Source organism: Bradyrhizobium sp. CCBAU 53421 (genome assembly GCF_015291625.1).
In the GTDB taxonomy this organism is placed as follows: domain Bacteria; phylum Pseudomonadota; class Alphaproteobacteria; order Rhizobiales; family Xanthobacteraceae; genus Bradyrhizobium.
Map to the genome: position 1 here is coordinate 4,324,928 of NZ_CP030047.1, position 19,257 is coordinate 4,344,184.

Consider the following 19,257-nt stretch of genomic DNA (forward strand, 5'->3'; position numbering starts at 1 on the left):
CCGACGATGGACATCGCCGCGATCGTTCCCGATGTTGCAGGCCAAGTTTGATCACCGGGCAATGACATCCCGCACGCGGGCAAGGCCGCTGCGACGTCATCCCAAACGAGGAGAGCCCCGATGCAGATGAGCGCGCGCGACCTTCGCAGCTCCGACGATGTCGCCGATCCGGCCCGCCACATCTCGCATGATTGCGCCGGCCTCAACTTCTATGACCTCGATCGCGGACTCCGTGGCCTTCTGGGGCTCTATCTGCCGCGCGAGGATCGCCAGCGGCTGGAGCCGCACTTCAAGCGTCTCGGCGAACTGGCGGGGGGCAGGCTCGACCGGCTGGCGCGGATCGCCGACAAGCATGCGCCGGTACTCAATCCGAGGGACGCCTACGGCCGTGACGAGGACTGGATCGACTATCATCCGGCCTACCGCGAGATGGAGGCGATCGCCTTCGGGGATTTCCAGTTTCACGCCATGAGCCATCGCGCCGGCGTGCTTGGCATGGACAAGCCGCTGCCGGCGATCGCCAAGTATGTGTTCCAGTATCTGTTCGTGCAGTCCGAGTTCGGGCTGATGTGCCCGATCAGCGTTACCGACACGTCGACGCACCTGATCCGCAAATTCGGCTCGGACGAGTTGAAAGCCTATCTGCTGCCGAAGATGCTGTCGGACGACATGGCGAGCCTGTGGAGGGGCACGCAGTTCATGACCGAGCGTGCCGGCGGCTCCGATGTCGGCGCCGTCGCGACCGTTGCGCGGCGGGATGGCGACGTCTGGCGTCTGACCGGCGACAAATGGTTCTGCTCTCACGCCGATGCCGACGTTGCGCTGATGCTGGCGCGGCCCGAAGGGGCACCCATGGGCACCAGGGGGCTCGCGCTGTTCGCGCTGCCGCGCCGCCTCAAGGACGGAAAGCGCAACAGCTACCGGATCGTTCGCCTCAAGGACAAGCTCGGCACCAAATCGATGGCGTCGGGCGAGATCCGGCTCGACAATGCGGTGGCCTATCTGGTCGGCGATCCCACGCAGGGCCTCAAGCAGATGATGGAGCAGGTCAACCTCTCGCGCCTGTCTCACGGCGTGCGGGCCGCCGCGATGATGCGGCGCTGTGTCAATGAGGCGGTCGTCAGCGCCTCGTCGCGCGTGGCGTTCGGCCAGCGTGTGATGGATTTCCCGCTGCTGCGCCGTCAGCTGATGAAGCTGATCGTGCCGACCGAGCAGGCGCTGTCGATGATGCTGGTGGCCGCGCGGGCGATGGACGATGCCAATGCCGGCTCGGCGCAGGCGAGAGACCTGCTGCGCATCCTGACGCCACTGCTTAAGTACCGCGCCTGCCGCGACAACATTCCGGTCGCCACCGGCGCGATGGAGGTGCGCGGCGGCAATGGCTACATCGAGGAATGGGTGCAGCCGCGGCTGGTGCGCGACGCCCATGTCGGGGTGCTCTGGGAGGGCACCAGCAACATCAACGCGCTCGATATCATCTCACGCGCCGTCGGCAAGAGCGGCGCGCACCGGGCCCTTGCCTCGGCGCTGCAGGCTCGGCTTGAGGAGGCGGAAGCGCTGCCCGAGCCGTTCCGCAAGCGGCTCCGGACCGCGCTCGACCGGGCGATCGCGTTTGCCAGGCAGGTCGCGGCCGATCCCGGCTCGGAGCACACCGCGCGCCTTGCCGCGAGCGCGCTCTACCATGCCGCATCGGCGATCACGCTTGCATGGGAAGGATGCCAGCCCGGGGTCGACGCGAGGCGGCTGTTGCTGTCGCGCTTCGTACTCGAACATCGCCTGACCGCGAAGGATCCGCTGGCGCCGGCCGACGATGCATGGGAGCGCGACGCCATCGCGCTGGTGCTCGGGGATGGAGCGGTCCCGACCGCACGGGCGGCGTTGCTGCTTGCCTGATTCGCCGGGTGCTGGCGCGGATCAATGCCGCGCCAGCAGCGCCACGATGATCAGCGCGAGGATCGCGCACAGCACCTTCCAGAATGTCACGGGATCGCGGTCGTGCAGCGATTTGCGGGTCGTGACGGCGGGCCCGGCCCAGGTCGCGCCGTTCTCCAGCTCGTGCGCGAATTCGATGGCGTCGCCGAAGCGTTGCGCGGGCTCGATGCTGAGCGCCTTGCCGATCACGGCATCGAGCCAGGCCGGCAGGTCCGGGCGGTAGCGCGACAGCGGCGCCGGCTTGCCGAACCGCGGCCGCGAGAACGGCTCGATCTCGCCGAACGGATAATTCGCGGTGAACATCCGGTAGACGGTGACGCCGAGCGCGAACAGGTCTGAGGCCTCGTCGCCGGCCTTGCCGCCGAACAGCTCGGGCGCCATGTAGCTCGCGGTGCCCGGAATATCCTCGGCGGGAAAATCCTCCAGCAGCGGCACGCGCGCGACGCCGAGGTCGACGAGGCGCAGTCCGCCGTCCTTCAGCAGGATCACGTTGTCGGGCTTGATGTCGCGATGGATGATGCCGGCGCGGTGCAGCGCCGTCACCGCGCGCACCAGCTTGGTTGCGATCGCAATCCCCTCGGAGAGCGACAGCCGCGGCGCGCGCTTGAGTCGCTGCTCCAGCGTCTCGCCCTCGTAGAGCGGCATCGCCGAATAGAGCCTGGTCTGCCGCTCCGCCGGCACCTCGATGATCTCGCCGATCCACAGGCTGCGCACGCGCGCGGCGACCCAGGCCTCGCGCACGAAGGCGAGCCGGTAGGAGCCTTCACTGGCGACCCGCGGATGCGGAAACTTCAGCACGACGTCGCGGCCGACGCGCTTGTCGGTCGCCTTGAACAGGCGGCTGTAGCGTCCGTCCGACAGCACATCGTGGAGCGCGAAATCGTCGATCGTGTCGCCGCTCAGCGGCAAGTCGAGGATCGGCAAGGTCGCGATCGCATGGGTGAGATCGTCGCGGTCCGCCGGCGGCAGGTCGACGACGTCGAGCACCAGCGCGGTCGTGTTGTCGCTGCTGCCGGCCGCGAGCGCGGCATCGACGATGCTGCGCGCCGATTCGTCGGGCGGCGTGCGTTCCTCCAGTAATTGCTGGAGCCAGGAATCGCCGAGCGTGCCGTGAACCCCATCGCTGCAGATCAGGAGACGATCATGCTGCCGAAGCCCGACGGAGGTGTAGTCGAAGCGGGCGAACTCCTCGAAGCCGATGGCGCGGCTGAGCATGTGGGCGAGGTCGCCGCGGCCGGCGATATGATCCTGCGTCAGCCGCTCCAGCCGTCCGTCGCTGAGGCGATAGGCGCGGGTGTCGCCGATATGGATCACATGGCATTGCCGCCGCGACAGGATGATCGAGGAGAACGCGCAGGCCATGCCGCTGCGCGCGGCATCGACGCGGCCCTGGCCGTAGATCCAGCTGTTGGCGGCTTCCAGCGCCCGTGCGGCGCGGCGCCGGACGCCGAGCGTCTCCGGCAGCGAGTAATAGGCGTCGATGAAGCTGCGGACCGCGACCTCCGCGGCCTCGCGTCCGCCCTTGTGGCCGCCGACGCCGTCGGCGACCGCGGCCACGACGTCGCGATGCAGCGCGCCCGGCTGACCCAGACACGCCGCGACATAGTCCTCATTGGCGGTGCGCTTGCCGGTCTCGCTGGCGAAACCGACGCGAACGCCCAGGTCGTGTTGCGCGCCGTTCGCCACGTCCGAACCCGTCCTCTTCGGAGCGAGCCCTTAGACGCGCGCTCCCGACACTGCGCCCCAGGTGGTGCGCCAGCGGACCTTGACCATGGCAAGTCCGATGAAGCCAAGCAACGCCAGCGCGCCGAAGAACAGGAAGCCGGCGCCGAAGCCACCGGTCATGCCCTTGGCGAAGCCAAGCGTTTGGGCGAGGAAGAAGCCGCCGATGCCGCCGGCGCAGCCGACCAGCCCGGTCATCAGGCCGATCTCGTGGCGGAAGCGCAGCGGGATCAGCTGGAACACGGCGCCATTGCCCATGCCGAGCGCCAGCACGCCGATCGAGAACAGCAGCACCGAGACCCAGGCGATCCGCGGCAGCTCAGTCAACGCCCAGCCGCCCGCGACCGGCGCAGTCGGGCCCTCCGGCATGAAGGCGATCACGAGATAAGCGGCGACGACAACGCCGAACAGGATCGACAGCGAGCGAATGCCGCCGATGCGGTCGGCGATCATGCCGCCGACGGGGCGGAAGCCCGAGCCGAACGCGACGATGAGCGCGACCAGCATGCCGGCCGCCACGCCCGAGACATGATATTGCACGGTGAAATAGAGCGGCAGCGCGTTGGCGAGGCCGACGAAGCCGCCGAAGGTGATGAAGTAGAAGAACATGAACCAGCGGCTGTCGGAATCCTTCAGCAGCGCGCCATAGGCCTTCAGCGAAATCTTCTTGCGCTCGCCGGGCGCGTCCTTGGCCGCAACCGCGTAATAGGCAAGTACCATCAGCATTGGAATCAACAGGCAGCCGAACACGGCCTGCCAGCCCCAATGTTCGGCGATGCTCGGCGCGAGCAGCGTGTCGAGCACGACGCCCATATTGCCGGCGCCGGCGATCCCCATCACGACGCCCTGATATTGCGGCGGATACCAGCGGCTGGCCTGGGGCAGGGCGACCGCGAACGAGGCGCCGCCGACACCGAGTGCGAGCCCGAACAGCTCGATCGCAAGCTTGCTGGTCAGGCCGAAATGCCAGACCAACGCGGTCGCTGATATCACGACCAGTTGGGCGATGATGCCGGTGCGCTTGGCGCCGATGATGTCGGCGAGAATGCCCATGGGCACGCGGAGCAGCGCGCCGGCGAGCACGGGAATGGCGACCAGGGTGAACTTCTCGTTCACGGCCAGATTCATGTCGCGCGCGATGTAGACGATCAGCGGGCCGAGCGCGACCCACGCCATGAAACTGATGTCGAAGTACAGGAACGCGGCGAGCAGGGTTGGCCAGTGACCTGCCTTCTTGAATTCGGCTAGCTTCATCGCAACGTCTCGCGGTGATGCGGCGGAGACAGCCGCACACGTGCGGTCGTCTCGGGCGCAGATAAATCGAATGGGGGTGAATGGTGAGTGCGCTCGTCGTTGAGACGTACTCCGTCAAGAGTTCAGGTCAGCAATTTGCGTGCCATCGAATCGATTGCGCCGCTTTGCCTTGCAGTCGCAAGGCGTTGCCGCGAGATCGCGAACCGCATCGCGCGATCGGAGTTGGCGTGGCTTGCAGCAAGCGCCGCCGCGCAAACGCGCATGCTGATGCTTTCTTGTGCGATGCGCCATGAGCGAGCGATGGCGGATCAATGGCGACGTCACGATTGCCATCGCCGCCGCTGATGCTGTGCTGCACAAGAGATCATCTGCGTGGCTAAAAATTCGGCCTGCCCGCCGCGCGGCGCGTCATCGGGCACATTCGAGGTCGCAGAAAACCCATTGATTTTACAATCAGATTCGCTCGCGCCGAGTTGGCACGCGTTTTGAATGTCAATCAGTAACGGAACATCGGTCGTCATCGAAGACGGTCTGCGCCCGCGGCTGGGCTTCCTACAACTCCAACCTTTGTCGGTGCCCATCAACGACGCACGTCGCGTCGCTGAATAGCGCCGTCGGAATTGAAAGGCAGACCATGCTCGACAAAGTGACCAAGCAGAAGCTCGTGGTGATCGGCAACGGGATGGCCGGTATCCGCACGGTGGAGGCGCTGCTCGAGCGCGCCCCCGATCTCTACGACATCACGGTGTTCGGCTCCGAGCCTTACGGCAATTACAACCGCATCCTGCTGTCGCCGGTGCTCGCCGGCGAGAAGACCGTCGACGACATCATGCTCAACACCGTCGACTGGTACGAGGACAACAACATCACGCTGCGCAAGGGCGAGACGATCACCATGATCGATCGCCGTACCTGCGAAGTCGTCACCGATGCCGGCGATCGCATTCCCTATGATCGTCTGCTGATCGCGACCGGCTCGAATCCGATCATGCTGCCGCTGCCCGGCAAGGAGCTGCCGGGCGTGATCGGCTTCCGCGACATCTATGACGTCGATCGCATGATCAAGGCCTCGACCGACTACCGCAACGCGGTCGTGATCGGCGGCGGCCTGCTCGGCCTCGAGGCCGCCAACGGGCTGATGAAGCGCGGCATGAACGTCACGGTGGTTCATCTGCTCGACACCTTGATGGAGCGTCAGCTCGATCCGGTGGCCGGCGGTCTCTTGCGCAAGTCGCTGGAAGAGCGCGGCATGGTGTTCAAGATGCCGGCGCAGACCCAGGCGATCCTGGGCGAGGACCGCGTCACCGGCGTGCGCTTCGGCGACGGCACCGAGCTTGCGGCCGATCTCGTGGTGATGGCGGTCGGCATCCGCCCGAACTTCGAACTCGCCAAGAAGGCCGGGCTCCACTGCGAACGCGGCATCGTCGTCTCCGACACCATGCAGACCTATGACGGCCGCATCTATGCGGTCGGCGAATGCGTGCAGCACCGCCGCCAGACCTACGGTCTCGTCGCGCCGCTGTTCGACCAGGCCAAGGTCTGCGCCAATCATCTGGCGATGAAGGGCTTTGCCATCTATGACGGCTCGGTCACCTCGACCAAGCTGAAAGTCACCGGCATCGATCTGTTCTCCGCGGGTGATTTCGCGCCCGGGCCGGACAAGGAGGAGATCGTGCTGCAGGACGCCAATCGCGGCGTCTACAAGCGCATCATCCTGAAGGACAAGAAGATCGTCGGCGCCGTGCTCTATGGCGACACCATCGACGGCCCCTGGTACTTCCAGCATCTGCGCGACGGCACCGACGTCTCGCATATGCGCGAGCGCCTGGTGTTCGGCGCGGCCAATCTCGGCGAGGGTGGCGTCAGCGGCCAGAACTCGGTTGCCGCGATGAGCGACGAGACCGAGATCTGCGGCTGCAACGGCGTCTGCAAGGGCGCGATCGTCAAGGCGATCTCCGAGAAGAAGCTGTTCACGCTCGACGACGTCCGCGCTCATACCAAGGCTTCGTCATCCTGCGGATCCTGCACCGGCCTCGTCGAGCAGGTGCTGGCGTTCACGCTCGGCGGCGATTATTCGGCGGCGCCGAAGGTCAAGCCGCTTTGCAAATGCACCGATCACAGCCACGACGACGTCCGCCGCGTCATCGTCGAGCAGCAGCTGAAGACCATTCCCGCAGTCATGCGCTTCATGGAGTGGAAGACGCTCAACGGCTGCCATTCCTGCCGTCCGGCGCTCAATTACTATCTGCTCGCGACCTGGCCCGGCGAATATCGCGACGACCAGCAGTCGCGCTTCATCAACGAGCGCGTCCACGCCAACATCCAGAAGGACGGCACCTATTCGGTGGTGCCGCGGATGTGGGGCGGCGTCACCACGCCGAGCGAGTTGCGCGCCATCGCCGACGTCGCCGAGAAGTTCAACATCCCGACGGTGAAGGTCACCGGCGGCCAGCGCATCGACCTGCTTGGCGTCAAGAAGGAAGACCTTCCGGCGGTGTGGGCCGACCTCAACGACGCCGGCATGGTATCGGGCCACGCCTACGCCAAGGGCCTGCGCACGGTGAAGACCTGCGTCGGCTCGGAATGGTGCCGCTTCGGCACCCAGGACTCCACCGGTCTCGGCGTCAAGCTCGAGAAGTTCATGTGGGGCTCCTGGACGCCGGCCAAGGTCAAGCTCGGCGTCTCGGGCTGCCCGCGCAACTGCGCGGAAGCTACCTGCAAGGACGTCGGCGTGGTCTGCGTCGATTCCGGCTATGAGATCCATTTCGCCGGCGCAGCCGGGCTGCACATCAAGGGCACCGAGTTCCTGACCAAGGTCGAGACCGAGGACGAGACGCTCGAGGTGATTGTGGCGCTGACCCAGCTGTATCGCGAGGAGGGCTGGTATCTGGAGCGTATGTACAAATGGTGCGACCGCGTCGGCCTCGAGCAGATCAGGAAGCGGGTGGTCGACGACGTCGCGAACCGCAAGGCGCTGTTCGCCCGCTTCGCCTATTCGCAGCAGTTCGCGCAGACCGATCCGTGGGCCGAGCGCGCCAGCCGCGGCGTCGACCGCAACGAGTTCGCGCCTCTCGCCGAATTGGAGCTCGCATGACCAGCTGGATCGAAATCGGCGCGCTCGACGCCATTCCGCGGCTCGGCTCGCGCGTGGTGCGCACCCCAAGCGGCACCATCGCGGTGTTCCGGACCGAGAGCGACGAGGTGTTCGCGCTCGACGACCGCTGCCCGCACAAGGGCGGACCGCTGTCGCAGGGCATCGTGCACAACAAGCGCGTGACCTGTCCGCTGCATAATTTCGTCATCGAGTTGGTGAGCGGGCAGGCGGTCGCGCCCGACGAGGGCTGCACGCATACCCATCCGGTCAAGGTCGAGAACGGCGTTGTCTGGCTGTCGGTGCGGCAGGCGGCCGCGGTGAGCTGAACGGTCAGGTCAGGCAATGTCCGTCAAGACCACGTGTCCTTATTGCGGTGTCGGCTGTGGCGTCATCGCGTCGAGGGACGCGGCGGGCGCCGTCCGGGTCGAGGGCGACAAGCAGCACCCGGCCAATTTCGGCCGGCTCTGCAGCAAGGGTTCGGCGCTGGCCGAGACCATCGATCTCGATGGGCGGCTGCTTGAGCCTGTCATCGATGGCGCGCCCGCCACGTGGGGCGACGCGATCGATCGCGTCGCCGACGGATTTAGTCGAGTTATTCGCGAACATGGGCCCGACGCGGTCGCGTTCTATGTCTCCGGCCAGCTGCTGACCGAGGACTATTACGTCATCAACAAGCTCGCCAAGGGCTTTGTCGGCACCGCCAATATCGACACCAATTCGCGGCTCTGCATGGCCTCCAGCGTGGCGGGGCACAAGCGCGCCTTCGGCAGCGACACGGTGCCGGGCTGCTACGAGGACCTCGAGCAGGCGGACCTCTTGGTGCTGGTTGGCTCCAACGCCGCCTGGTGCCATCCGATCCTGCACCAGCGCATGCTGGCGGCAAAGGAGAAGAACCCGGCGTGCAAGATCGTGGTGGTTGATCCGCGCCGCACCGCGACCTGCGAGGGCGCCGATCTGCATCTGCCGCTGCGTTCGGGCAGCGATTCCGTGCTGTTCAACGGGCTGTTCGCGTACCTGGCCGGCAGCAACGCGGTCGATCGCGGCTTCGTCGGCAATTGCACGACGGGGATCGTCGACGCGCTCAAGCAGGTGGCCGGACAGACGCTGGCGCAGACGGCTGCGACCTGCGGCCTGACCGAAGGCGCGGTCGGGCTGTTCTTCGACTGGTTCACGAAGACCGAGCGCGTCGTCACGCTGTATTCGCAAGGCATCAACCAGTCGTCGAGCGGCGTCGACAAGGTCAACGCCATCATCAATTGCCATCTGTTGACCGGGCGGATCGGGCGTCCCGGCATGGGGCCGTTCTCGCTGACCGGCCAGCCCAACGCGATGGGCGGCCGCGAGGTCGGCGGGCTCGCCAACCAGCTCGCCGCGCATATGGAGCTGGAGAATCCCGCGCATCGCGAGCTGGTGCGGCGGTTCTGGCGCGCGCCTGTCATCGCGGAGAAGGGCGGCCTGAAGGCGGTCGACATGTTCGATGCGATCGCCGACGGCCGCATCAAGGCGGTGTGGATCATCTCGACCAATCCGGTGGTGAGCCTGCCCGACGCCGACCGCGCGCGCGCCGCGCTTGAGGCCTGCGAGCTCGTCGTGGTGACGGATTGCATGCGCGACACCGACACCACGCGCCATGCCGACGTGCTGCTGCCGGCGCTGGCGTGGGGCGAGAAGGACGGCACCGTCACCAATTCCGAGCGCCGGATCTCGCGGCAGCGGCCGTTCCTGTCAGCGCCGGGCCAAGCGCGCGCCGACTGGCGCATCATCTGCGACGTCGCCGCGCGCATGGGATATTCCGGCTTCGATTACGCCTCGGCGGCGGAGGTGTTCCGCGAGCACGCCGAATTGTCTGGCTTCGAGAATGACGGCAAGCGCGATTTCGACATCTCGGCGCTGGCCGGGCTCGACGACGGCGCCTATGACGCGCTGGCTCCGGTGCAGTGGCCGGTGACATCGGAGCATCCGGCCGGCACGCCGCGGATGTTCGAGAGCCAGACATTCTTCACGCCCGACCGCAAGGCACGCTTCGTGCCGGTCGCGCCGCGCGCGGCGCGCAACGCCACCAGCCGTGACTATCCGCTGGTGCTCAACACCGGCCGTATCAGGGATCAATGGCACACCATGACCCGGACCGGGAAAACCGGACGGCTGCTGTCGCACATCTTCGAGCCCTACGCCGAGTTTCACCCCGAGGACGCGCGGCAGGCCGGCGTGCAAAACGAAGGCCTGGTGCGGCTGACCAGCAGCTGGGGCGAGATGATCGCGCGCGTCGTGGTCAGCGCCGACCAGCGCCGCGGCTGCGTGTTCGTGCCGATGCACTGGAACGAGGAGTTCGCCGGCGAGGGCCGCGTCAACGCGCTGGTCAATCCGGTGGTCGATCCGCTGTCCGGCCAGCCGGAGTCCAAGCACACGCCGGTCAAGGCCGATCCTTATACGCCGAAATGGCACGCCTTCATCCTGAGCCGCGACGCGATCAGGCGTCCGGCAAGCGGCTATTGGGTCTACGGCAAGGCCGGCGATTGCACGCGGCTCGAGCTTGCGCTCGACGTTCGCCCGGAGAGCTGGCGCGACTGGGCGCGGGCGCAGCTCGGCCTCGACGGCGTCGAGATCGAATGGATCGCCTATCGCGATCCGGCCGCGGGCCGCTTCCGCTACGCGGCGGTGCGCGACGGCCGGCTCGAGGGCTGCGTGTTCATCGCGCCCGACCATGCGTTGCCGTCACGGGCGTGGCTGACCGGGCTGTTTGCCGAACAGCAATTGTCGGCAAACGCGCGGATGGCGCTGCTCGCCGGACGGCCATTCGGCGCGGGCGAGGATGTCGGCCCGATCGTCTGCTCCTGCTTCAGCGTCGGACGACACCAGATCACCGCCGAGATCAGGAAGGGCGCCGACAGCGTCGAGGCGATCGGCCGCTGCCTGAAGGCCGGCACCAATTGCGGCGGCTGCAAGCCCGAGATCGGCAAGCTGATCGGCGCCACCGCGCAGCCGCGGCAGGCGATCGCGTCTTAAGTCGCTGCGCATCGCAGCCGCGCCAAGGCCCAGCCGAGACAGCGCGGTTCTTTGAACCCTATTTCAATGCCCGCAATTTCCTGATGTGATCTTCAATATTGCGAGCCAATTTGCTGTGACCCCTGTTCAGGGGGGCGCCGCGTCGGACACCATTGCGTCGTGACCAAAGCTATAGAACAGGAAGGACATTACATGCCTTCGCGCCGTCATTTTCTGACCGGCACCGTCGCGACCGGGGTGGCGCTGTCAATGCAGCACGTGGCGGCAACGGTCGCGCAGCAAAAGCGGGTGATCGTCGATTCGCAGGTTCACCTGTGGCCGGTGAATACGCCGGAAAGACCGTGGCTGCCCGGTGGCAAGCCGCAGCTTCCGGAGCCGTTCACCATCGAGCGGATCATTCCGCTGATGGACGACGCCGGCGTCGATCGCGTCGTCATCGTGCCGCCAGTGTCGCTCGAGGGTGAGCGCATCGACTATGCCCAAGAGGCCGTCAAACGGTACCCGGGCCGTTTCGCCATCATGGCGCGTGTCGCCGTCGACCAGCCTGACCGCGCGGCACGGCTTGCGACCTGGCGCGACCAGCCCGGCGTACTGGGCGTGAGGTTGAACTTCGGCCCCGGCGAAGCGACGTGGCTGACCGACGGAACCGCGGACTGGTTCTGGCCAGCGGCGGAGAAGGCCGGCTTGCCTGTGATGTTTCTCACCGAGGGGCGGACGTCGCTGTTCGCCAGCATCGCCGAGCGGCATCCGCAACTTACGCTCATCATCGATCACATGGGCGTCGGCGCGGGACTTCGGCCTCGTCCTGGCTCATCGGAAAACAACTTGGTGCCGGAAGCCATTGCCCAGTCGGCCGCGCTCGCGAAATATCCGAATGTATCGGTGAAGCTGTCGTCGGTCCCGCTGATTTCGACTGAGTCATATCCATTCCGCGACGTGATCCCGCATATCCGTCGTCTGTTCGACGCCTACGGCCCGGAGCGCTGCCACTGGGGAACCGACATCACCAATTCATTCGCCAGGGCCACCTACCGGCAGCGCGTGACGCAATTCACCGAAGAGCTTCCGTTCCTCACCGAAAGCGACAAGGACTGGATCATGGGCCGCGCCATCCTGGCGCGGCTTCGCTGGACGTCGTCCTAGCAGCCGCGGCAGATGCTCTTCAACTTGCTGTTAAGCAAGCGGTCCTCTTCGTCGGAAGCCGCCTTGGCGTAGAGGTCGTCGGCGTGGCGTTTGTCGGCGGCAAATCCGCCGCCGTGACTGGTGCCGCCCGCGTGCATGCCGTGGCCGCGGCCGCCGCTATGGCCGCCGCGCGCGTCCACCGGCGCCATTGCGGCCGCAACCAGCGCCAGCAGCAGCCCGACCGTCGTGATCGTCCGCATGTGCTCCTCCCGATGGCGGCAAAATTACCGCGGACGCTGCGGCAAATCGGTGTCGGCCAGCGTCACAATTTCGCGCGGCGGCAATCGGCCCGGTCCTCGCGGCCGGTTCCGGCCAGCGCATCGCACATAGGCCGTCCGGGGATGGCTTCATGCCGACAATGCAGTGCTCGCGGCAGCAAAATGGTGTATCGGCAAGCCTTGGCGTGCCCGGCACACGGTCCGGCGTCACATAATCAAGATTTTCTAGGAATATCGGAGGAACGTTCATGTCGGCTCTGCCACTTTCGGGCATCAAGATTCTCGATCTGACGCGGGTGCTCGCGGGCCCGCTGTCGGCCCAGATGCTGGCGGATCTCGGCGCCGAGGTGATCAAGATCGAGCGGCCCGGCGGCGGCGACGATGCCCGCGCCTTTGGCCCGCCCTATCTCAGTGATCCCGAAGGCAAGGCGAACAACAACAATTCGTTCTACCTCTGCGCCAACCGCAACAAGAAGTCCGTCACCGTCAATATCGCGAAGCCGGAGGGGCAGGCGATCATCCGCGAGCTCGCCAAGTCGGTCGACGTGATGATGGAGAACTACAAGGTCGGCGACCTCAAGCGCTACGGCCTCGATTACGACACCATCAAGCAGCTCAACCCCGGCATCATCTATTGCTCGGTCACCGGCTTCGGCCAGACCGGCCCCTACGCCACGCGCGCCGGCTATGACGCGATCCTGCAGGCGATGGGCGGCCTGATGAGCGTCACCGGCCATATCGACGGCGAGCCCGGCGCGGGCCCGATGAAGGTCGGCCCCTCGATCGTCGACTACATGACCGGCATGAACACCTCGATCGGAATCCTGTCGGCGCTGTACCATCGCGACGCCAACAATGGCGAAGGGCAGCATGTCGACGTCTGCCTGTTCGACACGGTGATCGCCTCGCTGTCGCACTGGCTGCAGATCTATCTCGTCAACGGCAACATGCCGCCGCGTCGCGGCACCTGGGGCAATGGCGGCATGCCGGCCGGCGTGTTCCGCTGCACCGACGGCGAATTGATGCTGGTGGTCGGCAATGACGGCCAGTTCCAGCGCACCTGCGCGGTGCTCGGCGAACCCGAGCTCGCCAACGACAAGCGCTTCGTCAAGAACAACGACCGCGTCGTGCACGGCAAGGAGATCATGGCGATCTTCGCCGGCCTGTTCCTGAAGCATCCGGTCGCCTACTGGCTGGAGAAGCTCGAGGAGGCGGGCGTGCCGTCGGGCCCGATCAACAATTTCGAGCAGGTGTTCAGCGATCCGCACGTGCAGTCGCGCGGCATGCGGGTGAAGGTCGATCACCCCTTCGAGCCGAACCTGTCGCTGATCCGCAATGCGCTGACCTTCTCGGGCACGCCGATCACCGACTACCGCGCCCCGCCGCTGCTCGGCGCCGACACCAAGGACGTGCTGGCGACGATCGGCTACGACGACGCCAAGATCGAAGGCCTGAAGGCGCAGGGGATTCTGTAGGCCTGCGCCGGAGACACGTGCGGCCCGTTCTTCCCGTCATCCTGAGGTGCGAGCGTAGCGAGCCTCGAAGGATGAATCGGCCACCGGCCGGGCCGTGCATCCTTCGAGACGCGCTTCGCGCTCCTCAGGATGACGGGGAGAGGGCTGTCCGGTCGGTGACAACACTTCGACCGATATCGAAGCATCATTGACACGAGCCTGCTAGATTGGCGCCATCGATCCCTCATCGAAGGTGCCAATCATGAAACGCGAAGTGGTCCGCGTCGAACCGATCTCCAGCTGGCTGGAGCGCTGGAAGGCGCCGGCGTCGGCGGTAACGCGTGCGGGCAATATGGTGTTCGTCTCCGGCCTGCCGCCGTTCGATCCGGCGACCGGCGAGATCGCCACTGGGGCCTCGATCGAGCGGCAGAGCGAGCTCGTGATGGAGCAGCTCAGGCAGTGCCTTGAAGCGGCCGGCGCGTCGTTCGAGAACGTGATGAAGTGCAATATCTTCTGCACCTCGGCAAAGCACTTCGCGACCTTCAACGCGATCTACCGCAGACATTTCGCGGACGATCTCCCGGCGCGGATCTTCGTCTGCATCCCGGAATGGACCGGGCCGTTCGACATCGAGATCGACTGCATCGCGATGGTGTAGGGCGCGAAGCCTTACAGATCCTGCCGCGTCAACCGGCCGTGCACCACGACCGGCCGCATCGCCGGCTTGCTCGGCACGTCGTTCATCGTCAGCGCCATCACGGAGACGGTGACCACGCGATCGATGATGGCGCGGACGTCGTCGAGGTCGCATTTTCCTTCCGACAGCCGCAGCAGGCGCTCCTTCTCGCGGATGGTGTGGTGCGCCATCGCCAGCGCGAAGTGCAGGCCCCAATACATCTCGGTGTCGTCGCGTCCCGGCATCGCACGGCGCATCGCCGCGGCGAACTTGCGCAAGTGATCCACCTCGCGATTCTTGATGCGGCGGATCGGCGGCACGGATTCGATCGAAGCGCGGATCATGAAGCGCGCCGCGGTCGAGCCCTCGCGGTCCGGTCCGAGGCAGCCGCGCAACGTGGGGCCGACGAGGGCGCGCATGATGTCCTCGATCGCGGCGCGGCCGCCGCCGGCTTCCTCCGCCGCCTTCAATTCATTGAGGCGTTCGCGGTTGGTCTGGATGCTGCGGGTGACGAACAGCTCCGCGATCAATTCGTCCTTGGAGCCGAAATGATAGTTCACCGCCGCGAGGTTGACGTTCGCCTCCGCGACGATGTCGCGCAGCGTGACGTCGCCGAAGCCGCGGTCGGCGTAGAGCCGCTCGGCGGCGGCGAGAATGGCGGATCGGGTCTGGTCGCTGGCCATGGCTGAGAGCCTTTCCGTTATTCCGCGGGGCGCCGCGGAATGACGAAGACGACGGGGAGTTGTTTTTCAAACATTTGTATGAAACTATCGTTTGAAGAGCCGGAAATGTCAATCCGCGGATCGCGGGGCGGCGTTCTGGCACGCCACAGCCGCCGTTTCCGCGAACGCCCTTGCGAGCCGCGGAAGCGGGGTCGACAATGTTGCCCAACAGGCCAAGACCCAAGGCCAACACAAAGTTCAAGACCCGAGTTCACGGCCCGAATACGCGGCCCAAGTCTAGGAAACGAGGAGCGTCCCATGGATTTCACAATGTCTGCCAGGCAGAAGGAATGGCTTGAGCGCGTTCAGGCCTTCATGAAAACGCATGTTCGCCCCGCCGTGCCGATCTACGACAAGCAGGACGCCGAAGGCCCGCGCTGGAAGGTGATCCCGATCCTCGAGGACCTGAAGAAGAAGGCGAAGGCTGAAGGCCTCTGGAACATGTTCATGCCGCCGTCCTCGCACGAGGACGACGAATTCCACGGCGCGGGATTGACCAACCTCGAATACGCGCTGCTGTCGGAAGAAATGGGCCACATCTCTTGGGCTTCGGAAGTGTTCAACTGCTCCGCCCCCGATACCGGCAACATGGAAGTGTTCATCCGCTACGGCACCAAGGAGCAGAAGCGCAAGTGGCTGCGCCCGCTGATGGACGGCGAGATCCGCTCCGCCTTCCTGATGACCGAGCCGGCGGTCGCTTCGTCTGACGCCACCAACATCGAGACCCGCATCGAGAAGGACGGCGATCACTACGTCATCAACGGCCGCAAATGGTGGTCGTCCGGCGTCGGCGATCCCCGTTGCAAGGTCGCGATCCTGATGGGCAAGACCGACTTCAACGCCGCCAAGCATCAGCAGCAGTCGCAGATCCTGGTGCCGCTCGACACCCCCGGCATCAAGGTCGAGAAGATGCTGCCGGTGTTCGGCTTCGACGATGCGCCGCACGGCCACGCCCAGGTGCTGCTCGAAAACGTCCGCGTGCCGAAGGAGAACATCCTGCTCGGCGAGGGCCGCGGCTTCGAGATCGCGCAGGGCCGTCTCGGCCCGGGCCGCATCCATCACTGCATGCGCACCATCGGCCAGGCCGAGGAGGCGCTCGAGAAGATGGTGAAGCGGCTCGCCTCGCGCACCGCGTTCGGCAAGAAGATCATCGAGCATTCGGTCTGGGAGCAGCGCATCGGCGAGGCGCGCACGGATATCGAGATGAACCGTCTGCTGTGCCTCAAGGCAGCCGACATGATGGACAAGGTCGGCAACAAGACCGCACAGGCCGAGATCGCGATGATCAAGGTTGCAGCTCCGAACATGGCGCTCAAGATCATCGACCAGGCGATCCAGGCCTTTGGCGGCGGCGGCGTCTCCGACGAGGCAGGGCTCGCCAAAGCCTATGCCCACATCCGCACGCTGCGCTTGGCGGACGGTCCGGACGAGGTGCACAATCGCGCCATTGCCAGACTTGAACTTCGGAAGTATGCAAACACGTCGCACTGAGCATGACGCGGAACGCATGGCGTTCACGCTGACATCGTGCTCAGAATGAAAAAGAGAAATCAGGCTGGCGTGCCAGCCTGATCGCGGGAGCGCCCCGATGCGCTCCCTGAAAAATCGAGTTGAGGGAGCGTCATCGTGGCGGACGGCGTCAGGAAAGACGAAGAATTTTCCGGCACAAGGGAAGTCGAGGAGCGCCATCGTATCAACGAGGCGAACCTCTCGGCCTGGATGCAGGAACACGTCGAGGGTTATCAGGGCCCGCTCAAGGTCCTGCAATTCAAGGGTGGCCAGTCCAACCCGACCTACAAGCTCGAGACCCCCGGCCGCAACTACGTGATGCGCCGCCGGCCGTTCGGTAAATTGTTGCCGTCGGCTCATGCGGTGGATCGCGAGTTCCGCGTCATCGCGGCCCTCGGCAAGCAGAATTTCCCGGTCGCGAAAGCCTACGCGCTGTGCACCGACGACGCGGTGGTCGGCTCGGCCTTCTACATCATGTCGATGGAGGAGGGGCGGGTGTTCTGGGATCCGACGCTGCCGAGCCAGGAGCCTGGTGCGCGCCGCAAGATCTTCACCAGCAAGATCGAGACGCTGGCCAAGCTTCACGTCCTCGATCCCGAAAAGATCGGCCTCGGCGATTTCGGCAAGCCCGGCAATTATTTTGCGCGCCAGGTCGACCGCTGGACCAAGCAGTACCGCGCGTCCGAGACGCAGCATATTCCCGAGTTCGAGAAGCTCGCGGAGTGGCTGCCGAAGACGGTGCCGGAGCAGAAGCGCGTCTCGATTGTGCACGGCGACTATCGCCTCGACAACATGATCTTCCACGCCACCGAGCCGCGGGTGCAGGCGGTGCTGGACTGGGAATTGTCGACGCTCGGCGATCCCATGGCCGACTTCACCTATCTGTTGATGCAGTGGACCATGCCGGGCCTTGCCAACGCCGACCTCAAGGCGTTGAACATTCCGAGCCAGGACGAAGCTGCGCAGATCTACTGCAACGTCACCGGCATGGCCGTGCCGGACCTCAACTGGTACTTCTCCTACAATCTGTTCCGCCTCGCCGGCATCACGCAGGGCATTGCGGGCCGCGTCCGCGACGGCACCGCCGCCAACGCCAAGGCCCTCGAGTCGGCCGCGCGCACCGTGCCGCTGTCGAAGGCCTCATGGGAATACGCGCAGAAGGCCGGCGCAACCTGATCCGAAAACGCGGCGCGATCCCCCAGGGTTCGCGCCGCTTTTCTTTTCACCTCGCCCCGCTTGCGGGGAGAGGTCGGAACGCATGCAGCGAAGCGAAATGCGATCCGGGTGAGGGGGGCTCTCCGCGAGTCCGTCCTTCACGCAGTTTGCGGAAGCAACCCCTCACCCCAACCCTCTAAGAGCGAGCTACGCTCGTCTCGACCCCGCAAGAGCGGGGCGAGGGAGTAGAATTGCGCCGTTTCTGCGAACTGCGGCATGTTTCCGCATTGTAGCCATCTGTGACTTGAGTTCGCTGCGCCGCTTTGGCAAGTCAGTCCGGTCAACGCCCGCACTGGTCCTGATCGGACAATTTCACTTTGACCCTTTCCTCGAATCTTCGCGGCAGCCTGTTCATGGCGGCCGCCATGGCCAGCTTCACGGTCAACGACACCATCACCAAGGCGGTGTCGGCGGAACTCAACATCGGGGAGGTCCTGCTGGTCCGCGGCCTGGTCGCGATGGTGCTGGTCGCGGCACTCGCCTGGTATCGCGACGCGCTGCGCAGTTTTGGCGCGCTGCTGATCTGGCCGGTTGGACTGCGCGTCCTTGGCGAGATTGGCGGCACGCTGACCTATCTCTCGGCGATTGCGCAGATCCCGCTCGCCAATGCGTCGGCGATCTTCCAGGCGCTGCCGCTCGTCATCACATTGGGCGCGGCACTGGTGTTCGGCGAGCCGGTCGGCTGGCGGCGCTGGCTTGCGATCGCCACCGGCTTCATCGGCGTGCTGGTCATCGTCCGGCCCGGCGCGGAGGGTTTTAGCCAGGCCGCGCTGTTGGCGCTGGCCTCGGTCGGCTTCTGCGCAGTGCGCGATCTCGCCACCCGCCGCATTCCGAAGCACTTGCCGACGGTGTTCATCACGCTGCTCACGACCGTGACGGTGACGACGGCGGGTGCCGTCGTGCTGGTGCCGCTCGGCGGCTGGAAGCCGCCATCCGGCCATGCGCTCGGCCTGCTTGCATTCGCCGCGGTGCTGATCCTGATCGGCTATCAATGCATCATCGTGTCGCTACGAACCGGTGACATCTCGGCGGTGGCCCCGTTCCGCTACACCGCGCTGCCATGGGCGATGCTGACCGGCTATCTCGCCTTCGGCCACAAGCCCGACGGCGCGATGCTCGCGGGTGCGGCGATCATCGTCGCCTCCGGCCTCTATGCCTTCTACCGCGAGCGCCAGCGCGACAAGCTCCGCCCGGCAGCGACGGGACCGGGCCTGCCGCCGGACGGGTTGTGATGCTTTGTAGGGCGGATTAGCGAAGCGTAATCCGCCGACGG

Annotated in this window: 15 protein-coding genes; 10 read left to right on the plus strand and 5 right to left on the minus strand. The window is 65.6% G+C overall.

Annotated elements, in window-relative coordinates; all coding sequences use genetic code 11:
* Positions 1 to 120: 120 nt before the first annotated feature.
* On the plus strand, positions 121 to 1,893 hold the full coding sequence (locus XH92_RS20540; protein ID WP_194460805.1) for an acyl-CoA dehydrogenase family protein: 1,773 nt from the start codon (positions 121 to 123) through the stop codon (positions 1,891 to 1,893).
* Positions 1,894 to 1,914: 21 nt separating this feature from the next.
* On the opposite strand, the gene XH92_RS20545 is transcribed toward XH92_RS20540, so the two are convergent.
* From XH92_RS20545 to XH92_RS20555, 3 genes are all read right to left on the minus strand, one after another.
* Positions 1,915 to 3,618, minus strand: a complete 1,704-nt coding sequence (locus XH92_RS20545) for a bifunctional protein-serine/threonine kinase/phosphatase (protein WP_194460806.1) — start codon at positions 3,616 to 3,618, stop codon at positions 1,915 to 1,917.
* A gap of 30 nt (positions 3,619 to 3,648) precedes the next feature.
* A complete protein-coding gene (locus XH92_RS20550) occupies positions 3,649 to 4,908 on the minus strand; it encodes an MFS transporter (RefSeq protein ID WP_194460807.1) in 1,260 nt (419 codons plus the stop codon).
* Positions 4,909 to 5,228: 320 nt separating this feature from the next.
* Positions 5,229 to 5,429: a hypothetical protein gene (locus XH92_RS20555; protein ID WP_194460808.1), complete on the minus strand. Its 201-nt coding sequence runs from the start codon at positions 5,427 to 5,429 to the stop codon at positions 5,229 to 5,231.
* Between the two features lie 113 nt (positions 5,430 to 5,542).
* Between XH92_RS20555 and nirB the strand changes: the two genes are divergently transcribed.
* From nirB to XH92_RS20575, 4 genes are all read left to right on the plus strand, one after another.
* Positions 5,543 to 8,002, plus strand: coding sequence for a nitrite reductase large subunit NirB (gene nirB, locus XH92_RS20560; protein ID WP_194460809.1), 2,460 nt, complete (start codon positions 5,543 to 5,545; stop codon positions 8,000 to 8,002).
* On the plus strand, positions 7,999 to 8,328 hold the full coding sequence (nirD, locus tag XH92_RS20565) for a nitrite reductase small subunit NirD (protein ID WP_194460810.1): 330 nt from the start codon (positions 7,999 to 8,001) through the stop codon (positions 8,326 to 8,328). The genes nirB and nirD overlap by 4 nt, the downstream gene beginning before the upstream one ends.
* 16 nt (positions 8,329 to 8,344) lie before the next feature.
* Positions 8,345 to 11,008: a nitrate reductase gene (locus XH92_RS20570; RefSeq protein WP_194460811.1), complete on the plus strand. Its 2,664-nt coding sequence runs from the start codon at positions 8,345 to 8,347 to the stop codon at positions 11,006 to 11,008.
* A gap of 192 nt (positions 11,009 to 11,200) precedes the next feature.
* Positions 11,201 to 12,151 carry an amidohydrolase gene (locus XH92_RS20575; protein ID WP_194460812.1) on the plus strand — a complete coding sequence of 317 codons (951 nt, stop codon included), beginning with the start codon at positions 11,201 to 11,203 and terminating at the stop codon, positions 12,149 to 12,151.
* On the opposite strand, the gene XH92_RS20580 is transcribed toward XH92_RS20575, so the two are convergent.
* Entirely contained in the window at positions 12,148 to 12,390 is a 243-nt protein-coding gene (locus XH92_RS20580) for a hypothetical protein (protein ID WP_194460813.1), read from the minus strand. The two genes, XH92_RS20575 and XH92_RS20580, sit on opposite strands and share 4 nt — an antisense overlap.
* 266 nt (positions 12,391 to 12,656) lie before the next feature.
* On the opposite strand from XH92_RS20580, the gene XH92_RS20585 reads away from it, so the two are divergent.
* Positions 12,657 to 13,883 carry a CaiB/BaiF CoA-transferase family protein gene (locus XH92_RS20585; protein WP_194460814.1) on the plus strand — a complete coding sequence of 409 codons (1,227 nt, stop codon included), beginning with the start codon at positions 12,657 to 12,659 and terminating at the stop codon, positions 13,881 to 13,883.
* A 241-nt stretch (positions 13,884 to 14,124) separates the two neighbouring features.
* The gene (locus tag XH92_RS20590; protein ID WP_194460815.1) at positions 14,125 to 14,520 is read left to right on the plus strand and encodes a Rid family hydrolase; all 396 of its coding nucleotides are present in this window, start codon (positions 14,125 to 14,127) and stop codon (positions 14,518 to 14,520) included.
* An 11-nt stretch (positions 14,521 to 14,531) separates the two neighbouring features.
* Here the strand turns inward: XH92_RS20590 and XH92_RS20595 are convergent, their stop codons facing one another.
* Positions 14,532 to 15,221, minus strand: a complete 690-nt coding sequence (locus XH92_RS20595) for a TetR/AcrR family transcriptional regulator (RefSeq protein WP_194460816.1) — start codon at positions 15,219 to 15,221, stop codon at positions 14,532 to 14,534.
* Positions 15,222 to 15,518: 297 nt separating this feature from the next.
* On the opposite strand from XH92_RS20595, the gene XH92_RS20600 reads away from it, so the two are divergent.
* The 3 genes from XH92_RS20600 to XH92_RS20610 all read left to right on the plus strand — a co-directional run bounded on the left by XH92_RS20600 (position 15,519) and on the right by XH92_RS20610 (position 19,216).
* A complete protein-coding gene (locus tag XH92_RS20600; RefSeq protein ID WP_194460817.1) occupies positions 15,519 to 16,751 on the plus strand; it encodes an acyl-CoA dehydrogenase family protein in 1,233 nt (410 codons plus the stop codon).
* A 135-nt stretch (positions 16,752 to 16,886) separates the two neighbouring features.
* A complete protein-coding gene (locus XH92_RS20605) occupies positions 16,887 to 17,945 on the plus strand; it encodes a phosphotransferase family protein (RefSeq protein WP_194460818.1) in 1,059 nt (352 codons plus the stop codon).
* A 356-nt stretch (positions 17,946 to 18,301) separates the two neighbouring features.
* Entirely contained in the window at positions 18,302 to 19,216 is a 915-nt protein-coding gene (locus tag XH92_RS20610) for a DMT family transporter (protein ID WP_194460819.1), read from the plus strand.
* Positions 19,217 to 19,257 lie beyond the last annotated feature (41 nt).